Source organism: Pseudomonas sp. ADAK2 TE3594 (assembly GCF_053628675.1).
In genome coordinates, this window is sequence record NZ_JBRJGV010000001.1 from 322,501 (window position 1) to 335,088 (window position 12,588).

A 12,588-nucleotide genomic window follows, 5' to 3' on the forward strand; every position below is an offset into this window, starting at 1 on the left:
GGATGACCTGTGGATCGGAGTGAAAGGCTAATCAAGCTCGGAGATAGCTGGTTCTCCTCGAAAGCTATTTAGGTAGCGCCTCATGTATCACTGTAGGGGGTAGAGCACTGTTTCGGCTAGGGGGTCATCCCGACTTACCAAACCGATGCAAACTCCGAATACCTACAAGTGCCGAGCATGGGAGACACACGGCGGGTGCTAACGTCCGTCGTGAAAAGGGAAACAACCCAGACCGTCAGCTAAGGTCCCAAAGTTATGGTTAAGTGGGAAACGATGTGGGAAGGCTTAGACAGCTAGGAGGTTGGCTTAGAAGCAGCCACCCTTTAAAGAAAGCGTAATAGCTCACTAGTCGAGTCGGCCTGCGCGGAAGATGTAACGGGGCTCAAACCATACACCGAAGCTACGGGTATCACTTAGGTGATGCGGTAGAGGAGCGTTCTGTAAGCCTGTGAAGGTGAGTTGAGAAGCTTGCTGGAGGTATCAGAAGTGCGAATGCTGACATGAGTAACGACAATGGGTGTGAAAAACACCCACGCCGAAAGACCAAGGTTTCCTGCGCAACGTTAATCGACGCAGGGTTAGTCGGTCCCTAAGGCGAGGCTGAAAAGCGTAGTCGATGGAAAACAGGTTAATATTCCTGTACTTCTGGTTATTGCGATGGAGGGACGGAGAAGGCTAGGCCAGCTTGGCGTTGGTTGTCCAAGTTTAAGGTGGTAGGCTGGAATCTTAGGTAAATCCGGGATTCTAAGGCCGAGAGCTGATGACGAGTTACCCTCTGGGTGACGAAGTGGTTGATGCCATGCTTCCAAGAAAAGCTTCTAAGCTTCAGGTAACCAGGAACCGTACCCCAAACCGACACAGGTGGTTGGGTAGAGAATACCAAGGCGCTTGAGAGAACTCGGGTGAAGGAACTAGGCAAAATGGCACCGTAACTTCGGGAGAAGGTGCGCCGGTGAGGGTGAAGCATTTACTGCGTAAGCCCACGCCGGTCGAAGATACCAGGCCGCTGCGACTGTTTATTAAAAACACAGCACTCTGCAAACACGAAAGTGGACGTATAGGGTGTGACGCCTGCCCGGTGCCGGAAGGTTAATTGATGGGGTTAGCTAACGCGAAGCTCTTGATCGAAGCCCCGGTAAACGGCGGCCGTAACTATAACGGTCCTAAGGTAGCGAAATTCCTTGTCGGGTAAGTTCCGACCTGCACGAATGGCGTAACGATGGCGGCGCTGTCTCCACCCGAGACTCAGTGAAATTGAAATCGCTGTGAAGATGCAGTGTATCCGCGGCTAGACGGAAAGACCCCGTGAACCTTTACTATAGCTTTGCACTGGACTTTGAATTTGCTTGTGTAGGATAGGTGGGAGGCTTTGAAGCGTGGACGCCAGTTCGCGTGGAGCCAACCTTGAAATACCACCCTGGCAACTTTGAGGTTCTAACTCAGGTCCGTTATCCGGATCGAGGACAGTGTATGGTGGGTAGTTTGACTGGGGCGGTCTCCTCCTAAAGAGTAACGGAGGAGTACGAAGGTGCGCTCAGACCGGTCGGAAATCGGTCGTAGAGTATAAAGGCAAAAGCGCGCTTGACTGCGAGACAGACACGTCGAGCAGGTACGAAAGTAGGTCTTAGTGATCCGGTGGTTCTGTATGGAAGGGCCATCGCTCAACGGATAAAAGGTACTCCGGGGATAACAGGCTGATACCGCCCAAGAGTTCATATCGACGGCGGTGTTTGGCACCTCGATGTCGGCTCATCACATCCTGGGGCTGAAGCCGGTCCCAAGGGTATGGCTGTTCGCCATTTAAAGTGGTACGCGAGCTGGGTTTAGAACGTCGTGAGACAGTTCGGTCCCTATCTGCCGTGGACGTTTGAGATTTGAGAGGGGCTGCTCCTAGTACGAGAGGACCGGAGTGGACGAACCTCTGGTGTTCCGGTTGTCACGCCAGTGGCATTGCCGGGTAGCTATGTTCGGAATAGATAACCGCTGAAAGCATCTAAGCGGGAAACTAGCCTCAAGATGAGATCTCACTGGGACCTTGAGTCCCCTGAAGGGCCGTCGAAGACTACGACGTTGATAGGTTGGGTGTGTAAGCGCTGTGAGGCGTTGAGCTAACCAATACTAATTGCCCGTGAGGCTTGACCATATAACACCCAAGCAATTTGTGAACTCGAAAGAGGCCAGATTGCGGTGTGTGAAGACGAAACGAACCGAAAGTTCGAGAACAAACACACAAACTATCGCATACCCATTCGCTGGAGCGTGATCTCGCAAGAGAGAACGACCTGGCTACCGAATTTCTTGACGACCATAGAGCATTGGAACCACCTGATCCCATCCCGAACTCAGCAGTGAAACGATGCATCGCCGATGGTAGTGTGGGGTTTCCCCATGTGAGAGTAGGTCATCGTCAAGATTAAATTCCGAAACCCCTATCTGCGTATGCAGGTAGGGGTTTTGTTTTGTCCGCAGGAAAGTTCGTACAGCATTATCGGACCGCTTCCGGCTGTCACAGCCTCGCTCAGGCGTCATGGCGATGAATTGAAGTCAGGGTCATGGCTATATTTTTATTATTGAATATCGCAATATATAAAACTATATAGCGTATGAGCCTGCGCTTTCTAATAAAGGGAATGAGTGATGACAATGGTCCTGAGCGGAAAAGAGGCAGTAGGCGAGCGCTACACGCTGGAAACGATGCGCCACGCCCAGCAGATGACCTGGAAGGCCATCGAACAGATCGCTCGGATTATTTCTCCCGGTATGCGCGAGTCTGAAGCCCAGTTGCGAGGCAAGCAGATTTTGTCCGAACTGGGCATGGATCGAATCTGGCATCCACTGCTGATCCGCTTTGGCGCCAACACACTCAAGACGTTCAAGCAGCGCTCCGATGGCGATCCTGAATTGAGTGACGAAGATATTTTCTTCATCGACATGGGCGCAGTCTGGCAAGGGCACGAAGGTGATGCCGGGGCGACTTTCACCACGGGTTCCGATCCTGAAATGATCGCCTGTGCCGCGGCTGCCCGAGAGCTTTTCAATCGGGTCGAAGGCTTTTGGCGCAGCGAACGGGTTTCCGGCATGGAGCTTTACAGCTATGCGGCCAGCCAGGCGCAAGCCATGGGGTGGAAGCTCAATCTGGACATCAAAGGCCACAGAGTCTGCGATTTCCCTCATGCGATTCACCGTGGCGGCGACCTCGGGGATTTAGACAAATGCCCGACAACCGGCCTATGGATTCTGGAAATCCAGATCGCCCACCCGGAGCGCCCTTTCGGAGCGTTCTACGAAGATTTGCTTATCTGACCGAGGAAACCTCATGCCTAACCAAACAGAGCAACCGGTTCTGCTGTTCTCCTACGGTACCTTGCAGGATCAGGCAGTCCAGTTGTCCACCTTCGGGCGCGAGTTGAAAGGGCATCTGGACAGTCTGCCAGGCTACAAGCAGAACCTGGTCGAGATAACCGATCCAGCAGTGTTGGCCATGAGTGGGAAAACCCATCATCCCATCGTGCAGGAGAGTGGCGACCTGTCGGACGAGATCGCCGGCACTGTTTTCGAGATCACGGCCCAAGAGCTGGCCGCGGCCGACGAATACGAGGTGGCGGACTATAAACGCGTCAGTGTGACCCTCAAGTCCGGCATCAGCGCCTGGGTTTATGTGCGAGCCTGATCGCCAAGGGCTGCAGCAACTGGGATGACGACCGGAAGACTTCCGTCCTCCGTATCATCACCCTGAAATCAAGGCAGCGACTGGCTGCTCGCTCTCATGACCCCCGCCTCACCATTGGCCACGAGCCAACGAAACAGTTCAGCCACCGACACCGTGTGGCTGCGCTCTATCCAGCGTACCAGCGCCGGGCCGTAGTGTTCGGTGTAGCGGGTGAGCACCAATTGGCGGCAGTCCGGTGACAGGCGCAGGGTGATTTCCCGACAGTGCAGATGCTGATTGGCCGAGTCGTCCCGAATCACCCGTTGCTGCAGAATCAGGCTATTGCTTTCAGAAACCATCGGCCGGTACTCCTGTGCATTGAGGAGCGGTGTTGTCTGGCGAGCCTTGTTTGCCTTCGGCCACGTAAGCGGCACGATGCTCGGCGACCACATTACGCAAAGCGCTGTAATAGTCCGGCAGTTTTTGCAGGCTATCGGTCAGCGGTAAGGCTTCTGCCCGGCCATCGACGATGCCGCCGACAGTGCTGATAGTGGACAGTGTCTCCACGGTATCGCTATTGCTGCCGAACGGATCGACCACAAAACCGAGCACGCGCCCGGCGGCGTCGCGACTGTTGGAGGTCCCGAGCAATGGCAGCTCGATGATCGGACCGTTGCCAATGCCCCACACGCCGAAGGTCTGGCCGAAGTCCGAGTCGTGGCGCGGGATACCGGCCATGCCGGAGACGTCGATCAAGCCCACCACACCTACCGTGGTGTTGAGCGCGAAACGTCCCAGGGTATTGACCGAGCGCATAGGATTGCCTTGCAGCAGGTCATTGATAAAAACCTTGGGCTCGCCGAAGTTCGCCACAAAGTTATGCACGCCGGTCTGGAAAAAGTCCGGCGTGTAGCGGTAGCCGCGCGCGACCGGCGCCAGGGCGTAATCATCAACCACCCGGTTAAACGCGAAGACGCCACGATTGAACGGTTCCGCCGGGTCGTACACTGAATAGGCGATGTCGGCACAGGCCACATCGGTGGTGGACGGCAGCTGGCTGCTGCAACCCGTCAGCCCTGCGGCCAACACAGCAATCGAGGTGTTGCGGGCCAGCCAGGGAGCACACTTGAAAGGCAACATGGACGCAAGTCTCAGGAGGAATTCGCCGTGATGCTGAGCCCCAAGCCTTGCGCAAAGATGTCTGGTTTATTGCGGTGCTGATGTTTTATTGCAGAGTTGAAATATATGACTAGCAGCCGTGAATGGTTTTAGATGGCGGTTCCATTCGCCCCTTAAGTGACCTTCGGTGAACAGCCTTTTAATTGTGGACGACGACCTTGAAGTCCTCGATCTACTGAAAAAATTCTTCGTGCAGCACGGCTACAGCGTCGAGGTCGCCACAGACGGTGCGTCGCTGTGGGCGGCCATAGAGCGCCAGGCGCCAGACCTGATCATTCTGGACGTGATGTTGCCGGGCGACAGCGGGCTGATCCTGTGTCAGCAACTGCGGATTCGATACGCGTTACCAGTGATCATGCTGACCGCCATGGGTGAACTCAGTGATCGGGTGGTCGGCCTGGAGCTGGGCGCCGATGATTACCTGACCAAACCCTTCGACGCCCGTGAACTGCTGGCCCGAGTGCGCGCTGTGTTGCGTCGCGTGGACGAGCGTCGTCCGGTGTCGCAGGAACGGCCACGGCCGCTGATCGACTTCGCCGACTGGCACCTGGACGTCACCCGCCGTGAACTTCGCTCGCCAGACAACGTGATGATCCCGCTGTCGGCCGGTGAGTTTGACCTGCTGCTGGTCTTCGTAGAACACCCGCAACGCATTCTCACCCGCGAGCAATTGCTGGACCTGGCGCGCGGGCATTGCCATGACGCGTTCGATCGCAGCATCGACGTTCAGGTCAGCCGCCTGCGACGCAAACTCGAGTCCGATACCAAGCGCCCGGCAATGATTCGCACCGTGCGCAACGGCGGTTACCTGTTCACTCCCAGCGTGACGCGGCGATGAACTGGTTGAAGCGGATTCGCGCCCGAGACTGGCCGCAAGATACGGTTGCGCGCTGGGTCGCGTTGACGATCATCCTGGCCATGCTCATTTCACTGGCGCTCAACGGGTTGTTTATCCAACTGGCCGGGGTGTGGGCCCGCCCGCCGTTGACCGAAATCGGCCTGCTGGAAAAAGCCGCCGCCATCACCCGCGTCATCGAGGCCGCTCCGGCGCCACTGCGCAACCCATTGGCGCAAGCCGCCAACGAGAACGGCTTCACTGTCACTTGGCATCCTGATAGGCACGATCTCAATCTGCCGACAGTGGACGATCCGAAGTCTGACATCGGCTCGACCATCCTGCAGCCGATGCTCAGAGCCCCTGACCGGCGCATCGAAGCCTATGAGCCGGCCGACTGGACGGAGCACACGGCGGACGCGCATTACGCGCTGCTGATCGAGCTGTCCGACGCATCGTGGCTGATGTTCTCCGCGCCCTCGCGCAGTTGGGGGCTCGACGAAGCGCCACGCTACCTGATCGTCATCCTGCTGGTGCTGATCTCCACTGCACTGGTCGCACTGATCGCCACCCGACGCCTCGCCACACCTTTGCAGCGCTTCGCTGAAGGCGCCCGCCGCTTCGGCGTGGACTTCCGCGCACCGCCGATCGAACCGCTCGGCCCCCACGAAATCCGCCAGGCCATTCTCGCGTTTAACGCCATGCAGGCGCAGTTACAGCACTTCATCCGCGACCGTACGCAAATGCTCGCCGCCATCTCCCATGACCTGCGAGCGCCCCTGACGCGGATGCGCTTGCGTGGCGAATTCATCGAAGACAGCGAGCAACAACAACGGCTATTTCGTGACGTGGATGAAATGCAGGCGATGATCAACTCGGCGCTGGAGTTCTTTCGTGATGATGCGCGACTTGAACCGGCGACCCAGTTTGATCTGGCGGAACTGCTGCAAACGTTGCTTGATGATTATCGGGATCAGGGAGTCGACATTGCCTTCAGCGGGCCGCTGCGGTGGGTGTATTTCGGGCGCCCGTTGGGGCTTAAGCGGGTGATGACCAATCTGCTTGATAACGCGATCAAGTACGGGAGTGAGTCGGGGATTGAACTGATCCCGGGTGCTGGAGAGGTGCGGATCAAGATACTGGATCGTGGGCCGGGTATTCCCGATGCCAGCCTTGAACAAGTGTTCGCACCGTTCTTTCGCATGGAAGGCTCACGAAACAAAAGCACGGGGGGCGTTGGTTTGGGGTTATCGGCGGCGCGGGCGATTGTGCTGGAACACGGAGGCGAGCTGACACTGCGTAATCGGTCGAAGGGCGGGTTGGAGGCGTTGGTGGTGTTGCCGATGCATTAGTCCCGAAAGACTCGCAATACTGCTCACATAATGTCGAAACGATCAAAAAACTGTGGCGAGGGAGCTTGCTCCCGCTGGGGCGCGAAGCGGCCCCCCGCCACAGTTTTCAGTCAACAGGCCAAGGGGCAACTCTCCCCAAGGATCGTATGAACCTAAGCCTCCCAGCCCGCCCCACTGACCGCGGCCTGCGCCAGTGGGTGCAAGTCTGCCCCCTGATGCTCCGTCTGCCAGGCCAGCAACTCCTTGCGCATGCCCGGCGTCCAGTACATCTGCAAATGATTACGCACACCGAGCACGGCCTGTTTCTGGTCCGGTTGGCTGGCGAAGTACTGGGCGATCTGGTTGGCCATTTTGATCAGATTGTCAGTGCTCATCGGCGTACCTCGGCTTTAGTGTCACGCGCCTGACGGCGTTCGTCGAGCAGGCGTTGTTGGTTGTCACTGAATTCCTGATAGCGTTTTTGCCACTCGGAAGGGTGGTAGACGCGGCTGACTTCCACGGCGGTGACCTTGTACTCCGGACAGTTGGTGGCCCAGTCGGAGTTGTCGGTGGTGATGACGTTGGCGCCCGATTCAGGGAAGTGGAACGTGGTGTACACCACGCCTGGAGCGACCCGTTCGGTGACCCGCGCACGCAGTACGGTCTGTCCGGCGCGGCTGCCGATGCCGACCCAGTCATCTTCGTTGATGCCACGGCTCTCGGCGTCGGTCGGGTGGATTTCCAGGCGGTCTTCGTGGTGCCAGGCGACGTTGTCGGTACGCCGGGTCTGGGCGCCGACGTTGTACTGGCTGAGGATGCGTCCGGTGGTCAGCAGAAGCGGATAGCGACTGTTGACCTTTTCCTCGGTGGGCACGTAGCCGGTGAGCATGAAGCGCCCCTTGCCGCGCACGAATTCCTCGATGTGCATGGTCGGCGTGCCGTCCGGTGCCGCGGCGTTGCACGGCCATTGCAGGCTGCCGTGGCGATCCAGTTCGGTGTAGCTGACGTTGGTGAAGGTCGGCGTCAGGCTGGCGATTTCATCCATGATTTCCGACGGATGTTTGTAGTTCATCGGGTAACCCAGGGCGTTGGCCAAGGCCACCGTGCCTTCCCAGTCGGCCTTGCCGCCCAGCGGCTCCATGACCTTGCGCACCCGGGAGATGCGTCGCTCGGCGTTGGTGAAGGTGCCGTCTTTTTCCAGGAACGAACTGCCCGGCAGGAACACGTGGGCGAACTTGGCGGTTTCGTTGAGGAAGATGTCCTGCACCACCACACATTCCATGGCCGACAGCGCCGCGGTGACATGCTGGGTATTCGGGTCGCTCTGGGCGATGTCTTCGCCTTGGCAATACAAGCCCTTGAAGCTGCCGCCCAAGGCCGCCTCGAACATGTTGGGAATGCGCAGGCCCGGGTCGGGTTGCAGAGTGACGTTCCACGCCTGTTCGAACTGCGCCCGAACCACTTCGTTGGAGATGTGCCGGTAGCCGGGCAGCTCGTGGGGGAAGGAGCCCATGTCGCAGGAACCCTGAACGTTGTTCTGCCCACGCAGCGGGTTCACGCCCACGCCTTCGCGGCCGATGTTGCCGGTGGCCATGGCCAGGTTGGCGATGCCCATGACGGCGGTGCTGCCCTGGCTGTGCTCGGTGACGCCCAGGCCGTAGTAGATCGCCGCGTTGCCGCCGGTGGCATACAGACGAGCGGCGGCACGGATGTCGGCAGGTTCTACACCGCAGATGGCGCCGAGGACTTCCGGCGAGTTTTCCGCGCGGCTGACGAACTCGCTCCAGTGGGCGAAATCCGTTCCTTCGCAACGGGCGTCGATGAAGGGCTGATTGAGCAGGCCTTCGGTGACGATGACGTGGGCCAAGGCGTTGAGCATGGCAACGTTGGTGCCCGGACGCAGGGCCAGGTGCAGTTCGGCGCGGGCATGCACCGAGTCCACCAGATCAATGCGTCGTGGGTCGATGACGATCAGTCGCGCGCCTTCACGCAGGCGGCGTTTGAGCTGAGAGGCGAACACCGGGTGGGCGTCGCTGGGGTTGGCGCCCATCACCAGGATCACGTCGGCCTGCATCACCGAGTCAAAACTCTGGGTGCCGGCGGACTCGCCCAGGGTTTGTTTCAGGCCATAGCCGGTCGGCGAGTGGCAGACCCGCGCACAGGTGTCGACGTTATTGTTCCCGAACGCGGCGCGCACCAGTTTTTGCACCAGATAGGTTTCTTCGTTGGTGCAGCGGCTGGAAGTGATGCCACCAATCGAGTCGCGGCCGTATTTTTGCTGTAGCCGGCGGAATTCGCTGGCAGCGTAGGTCACCGCTTCATCCCAGCTGACTTCTTGCCAAGGGTCGTTGATGTGCTTGCGGATCATCGGCTTGGTGATGCGATCCGGGTGGGTGGCGTAGCCCCACGCAAAGCGCCCTTTGACGCAGGAGTGACCGTGGTTGGCTTGGCCATTCTTGTCTGGAACCATGCGCACCAGCTGGTCGCCTTTCATCTCGGCGCGGAACGAGCAACCCACGCCGCAATAGGCACACGTGGTGATCACGCTGCGTTCGGGCTGGCCCAGTTCGACCACGCTTTTTTCCATCAGCGTCGCGGTCGGGCAGGCTTGCACACAAGCACCGCAGGACACGCATTCCGAATCGAGGAAGTTCTCGCCCCCGGCGGCCTCGACCCGGGATTCGAAACCGCGTCCGGTAATGGTCAGGGCAAAAGTGCCCTGGGTTTCTTCGCAGGCGCGCACGCAGCGGTTGCAGACGATGCACTTGCTCGGGTCGTAATCGAAATAGGGGTTGGAGGTGTCCTTCACGTCGGCGAGATGGTTGTCGCCTTCATAGCCGTAACGTACTTCCCGCAGGCCGACCTGGCCCGCCACGGTTTGCAGCTCGCAATTGCCGTTGGCCGAGCAGGTCAGGCAGTCCAGCGGGTGATCGGAGATGTACAGCTCCATGACGTTACGGCGCAGGGTCGCGAGCTTCGGCGTCTGGGTGTGCACGCTCATGCCTTCGCTGACCGGCGTGGTGCAGGACGCGGGGTAGCCACGCATGCCATCGATCTCCACCAGGCACATGCGGCAGGAGCCGAAGGCTTCCAGGCTGTCGGTGGCACACAGTTTGGGAATGGTGGTGCCCAGCAGCGCGGCGGCACGCATCACCGAAGTACCCTCGGGCACGCTGATGCTGCGGCCGTCGATGTTCAGGGTCACCTGCACGTCGCTGTCGCGGGCTGGAGTGCCAAGATCGATATCGGTTTTCGGGTCGAAGAGAGTGATCATTGGTCGGCCTCCGAGGCTTGCAGACCGAAGTCGGCGGGGAAGTACTTGAGGGCGCTGGCGACCGGAAAGGAAACCATGCCGCCCAACGCGCACAGCGAACCGTATTGCAGGGTGTCGCACAGGTCCTTGAGGATGATCACCTGTTCATCTCGACCACTTTGATCAGGCGCGGCCAGCAGACGGTCGATCACCTCCACGCCACGGGTCGAGCCGATGCGGCACGGCGTGCATTTACCACAGGATTCCTCGGCGCAGAACTGCATGGCGAAACGCGCCATATGAGCCATGTCCAGGCTGTCGTCAGCCACCACCACACCACCGTGACCGAGCATCGCGCCGATGGCGGCGAAGGCCTCGTAATCCAGCGGTGTGTCGAATTGCGACGGCGGCACCCAGGCACCGAGCGGGCCACCCACCTGGGCGGCTTTCAGTGGCCGGCCACTGGCGGTACCACCGCCGTAGTCTTCCACCAGTTCCCGCAGCGTCAGGCCAAAGGCCCGTTCCACCAGACCGCCGTGACGAATATTGCCCGCCAACTGAAAGGGCATGGTGCCGAGGGAACGGCCCATGCCGTAATCGCGATAGAACTGCGCACCCTTGGCCAGAATCAGCGGCACCGAAGCCAGGGTCAGCACGTTGTGTACCAAGGTCGGTAGACCAAACAGCCCCTTCAACGCAGGGATCGGCGGCTTGGCGCGGACAATCCCGCGCTTGCCTTCGAGCGAGTCCAGCAGCGCGGTTTCCTCACCGCAGATGTAAGCGCCGGCACCGACGCGCACCTCCATATCGAAGGCCTGGCCGCTGCCGCCGACATTGGCTCCCAGGTATCCGGCGGTCCGAGCAATGTTCAGCGCTGCACGCAGTGTGGCCACGGCGTCTGGATATTCCGAGCGCACATAGATGTAGCCGTAAGTGGCTCCGACGGTGATGCCCGCAATGGCCATGCCTTCAATCAGCAGGAAGGGGTCGCCTTCCATCAACATGCGGTCGGCAAAGGTGCCGGAATCGCCTTCGTCGGCGTTGCACACAATGTACTTTTGCGCCGCTTCGGTAGCGCGCACCGTGCGCCATTTGATCCCGGCCGGGAAGGCCGCGCCGCCACGGCCACGCAGGCCTGAATCGAACACTTCCGTCACGGTCTGCTCGCCGCCCACTGCGATGGCCCGGGTCAAACCCTCGAAGCCGCCGTGCGCCCGGTAATCATCCAGGGACAACGGCCGGGTAATGCCGGCGCGGGCGAACAGCAGGCGTTGTTGAGTCTTCAGATAAGGCAACTCTTCCACCAGCCCCAAGGCCAGTGGGTGCAAGGACGGATCACTGTGCAGCGCGTCGAGCACGGATGGCACATCGGCAATGGTCAGCGGGCCGAAGCCGATACGGCCTTGCGGAGTGTCCACTTCCAGCAATGGTTCCAGCCAATACAGGCCGCGAGAACTGGTGCGCTGCAGGTCCTGGCTGGCAAGGGCCAACGCCACCTCATCGGCACCCACGGCACGGGCCAGCGAATCACAGGATAGATAGAGGCTCATACGTCCTCCCGGCAAGCATCAAGTAGCGCATCCAGACGCTCGACACTCAGCCGCGCATGCACCCGGCCATCCAGCTCCAGAGCGGGCGAGCAGGCACACGCGCCGAGGCAATACACCGGACGCAAACTGATGCTGCCGTCGGCGCTACTGCCGTGATCATCCAGTTGCAGACGTTCGCGCAACTGCGCCGCAAGCTGCTCAGCGCCGCGACTCTTGCACGACTCGGCGCGGCACAGCCGCAGGATATGCCGGGCCGGAGGCGAGGTGCGGAAGTCATGGTAGAAGCTGATCACCCCGCGAACCTCGGCCTGACTCAGGTTTAGCGCGTGGGCAATCTCGGGGATGGCGGCATCGGGGATGTAACCGATACCCTCCTGAATCTCATGAAGGATGGGCAACAGTGCACCGGGGGAGCGTTTGTGGCGCTCCAGCACGCTGTTGACCATTGGCAGGTGCAACATCTCATCAGGCATTCAGCAATCCTCACGGTCACGGACAAACCAGATGGTTGTCGGTCGTCCGAAAGTGTCGGCTGCGGCACTCACACCACGTCACGGTATCGTGGCATTTTCAGGCCGTTGGCCAGGGCACCCTGAGCGGGCATCTTGTTGGGCCCGGTGCGGTCTTTGCCGCACCTTTTATAGGGCATTAAGGCAGCTTGCCACGCTGCCTTTGATTCATCAGCACCAAAGCGACGTGTTCGATTCTGTCTACGACTACCTGTTAAGTCTAGAAGAGCGCAGGCCGAGGCGTTCGCTCACTGAGTACTTTTCAGGTAACCCGTGAGCGCG

At 59.5% G+C, this 12,588-nt stretch carries 10 protein-coding genes and 2 rRNA genes (1 of these 12 only partly in view); 6 read left to right on the forward strand and 6 right to left on the reverse strand.

Annotation, left to right across the window (positions count from 1 at the left end; translation table 11 throughout):
* From AB7M22_RS01415 to AB7M22_RS01430, 4 genes are all read left to right on the forward strand, one after another.
* Positions 1-2,143: ribosomal RNA gene (locus tag AB7M22_RS01415) — 23S ribosomal RNA — on the forward strand (it extends 749 nt beyond the left edge of the window).
* Positions 2,144-2,297: 154 nt separating this feature from the next.
* Positions 2,298-2,413: ribosomal RNA gene (rrf, locus tag AB7M22_RS01420) — 5S ribosomal RNA — on the forward strand.
* 224 nt (positions 2,414-2,637) lie between these two features.
* Positions 2,638-3,303 carry a M24 family metallopeptidase gene (locus AB7M22_RS01425; protein WP_454184991.1) on the forward strand — a complete coding sequence of 222 codons (666 nt, stop codon included), beginning with the start codon at positions 2,638-2,640 and terminating at the stop codon, positions 3,301-3,303.
* Between the two features lie 13 nt (positions 3,304-3,316).
* Complete coding sequence (locus tag AB7M22_RS01430; RefSeq protein ID WP_454184992.1) at positions 3,317-3,670, forward strand: gamma-glutamylcyclotransferase family protein; 354 nt, start codon at positions 3,317-3,319, stop codon at positions 3,668-3,670.
* Positions 3,671-3,738: 68 nt separating this feature from the next.
* Here the strand turns inward: AB7M22_RS01430 and AB7M22_RS01435 are convergent, their stop codons facing one another.
* Entirely contained in the window at positions 3,739-4,008 is a 270-nt protein-coding gene (locus AB7M22_RS01435) for a hypothetical protein (RefSeq protein ID WP_454184993.1), read from the reverse strand.
* A complete protein-coding gene (locus tag AB7M22_RS01440) occupies positions 3,998-4,789 on the reverse strand; it encodes an MlaA family lipoprotein (RefSeq protein ID WP_454184994.1) in 792 nt (263 codons plus the stop codon). Before AB7M22_RS01440 ends, AB7M22_RS01435 begins: the two co-directional genes overlap by 11 nt.
* Before the next feature lie 166 nt (positions 4,790-4,955).
* Here AB7M22_RS01440 and AB7M22_RS01445 point away from each other — a divergent pair, with 166 nt between their 5' ends.
* Positions 4,956-5,666 (forward strand): response regulator, encoded by a 711-nt coding sequence (locus AB7M22_RS01445; protein WP_454184995.1) that lies wholly within the window; start codon positions 4,956-4,958, stop codon positions 5,664-5,666.
* Complete coding sequence (locus tag AB7M22_RS01450; RefSeq protein ID WP_454184996.1) at positions 5,663-7,015, forward strand: sensor histidine kinase; 1,353 nt, start codon at positions 5,663-5,665, stop codon at positions 7,013-7,015. Before AB7M22_RS01445 ends, AB7M22_RS01450 begins: the two co-directional genes overlap by 4 nt.
* Before the next feature lie 152 nt (positions 7,016-7,167).
* Here AB7M22_RS01450 and AB7M22_RS01455 read toward each other — a convergent pair whose 3' ends face one another.
* Genes AB7M22_RS01455 through AB7M22_RS01470 form a run of 4 tightly spaced genes read right to left on the reverse strand, consistent with a single transcriptional unit; the run spans position 7,168 to position 12,270 of the window.
* The gene (locus AB7M22_RS01455) at positions 7,168-7,389 is read right to left on the reverse strand and encodes a formate dehydrogenase subunit delta (protein ID WP_454184997.1); all 222 of its coding nucleotides are present in this window, start codon (positions 7,387-7,389) and stop codon (positions 7,168-7,170) included.
* Positions 7,386-10,268, reverse strand: coding sequence for a formate dehydrogenase subunit alpha (fdhF, locus tag AB7M22_RS01460; RefSeq protein WP_454184998.1), 2,883 nt, complete (start codon positions 10,266-10,268; stop codon positions 7,386-7,388). Before fdhF ends, AB7M22_RS01455 begins: the two co-directional genes overlap by 4 nt.
* The gene (locus tag AB7M22_RS01465) at positions 10,265-11,797 is read right to left on the reverse strand and encodes a formate dehydrogenase beta subunit (protein ID WP_454184999.1); all 1,533 of its coding nucleotides are present in this window, start codon (positions 11,795-11,797) and stop codon (positions 10,265-10,267) included. Before AB7M22_RS01465 ends, fdhF begins: the two co-directional genes overlap by 4 nt.
* Complete coding sequence (locus tag AB7M22_RS01470; protein ID WP_454185000.1) at positions 11,794-12,270, reverse strand: formate dehydrogenase subunit gamma; 477 nt, start codon at positions 12,268-12,270, stop codon at positions 11,794-11,796. Before AB7M22_RS01470 ends, AB7M22_RS01465 begins: the two co-directional genes overlap by 4 nt.
* Positions 12,271-12,588: the final 318 nt, after the last annotated feature.

Bases quoted from the DNA above. Each gene is read 5' to 3' on its own strand.
- AB7M22_RS01425 (WP_454184991.1), top strand. From the start codon at position 2,638: ATGACAATGGTCCTGAGCGGAAAAGAGGCAGTAGGCGAGCGCTACACG.
- AB7M22_RS01430 (WP_454184992.1), top strand. From the start codon at position 3,317: ATGCCTAACCAAACAGAGCAACCGGTTCTGCTGTTCTCCTACGGTACC.
- AB7M22_RS01435 (WP_454184993.1), bottom strand. From the start codon at position 4,008: ATGGTTTCTGAAAGCAATAGCCTGATTCTGCAGCAACGGGTGATTCGG.
- AB7M22_RS01440 (WP_454184994.1), bottom strand. From the start codon at position 4,789: ATGTTGCCTTTCAAGTGTGCTCCCTGGCTGGCCCGCAACACCTCGATT.
- AB7M22_RS01450 (WP_454184996.1), top strand. From the start codon at position 5,663: ATGAACTGGTTGAAGCGGATTCGCGCCCGAGACTGGCCGCAAGATACG.
- AB7M22_RS01455 (WP_454184997.1), bottom strand. From the start codon at position 7,389: ATGAGCACTGACAATCTGATCAAAATGGCCAACCAGATCGCCCAGTAC.
- fdhF (WP_454184998.1), bottom strand. From the start codon at position 10,268: ATGATCACTCTCTTCGACCCGAAAACCGATATCGATCTTGGCACTCCA.
- AB7M22_RS01465 (WP_454184999.1), bottom strand. From the start codon at position 11,797: ATGAGCCTCTATCTATCCTGTGATTCGCTGGCCCGTGCCGTGGGTGCC.
- AB7M22_RS01470 (WP_454185000.1), bottom strand. From the start codon at position 12,270: ATGCCTGATGAGATGTTGCACCTGCCAATGGTCAACAGCGTGCTGGAG.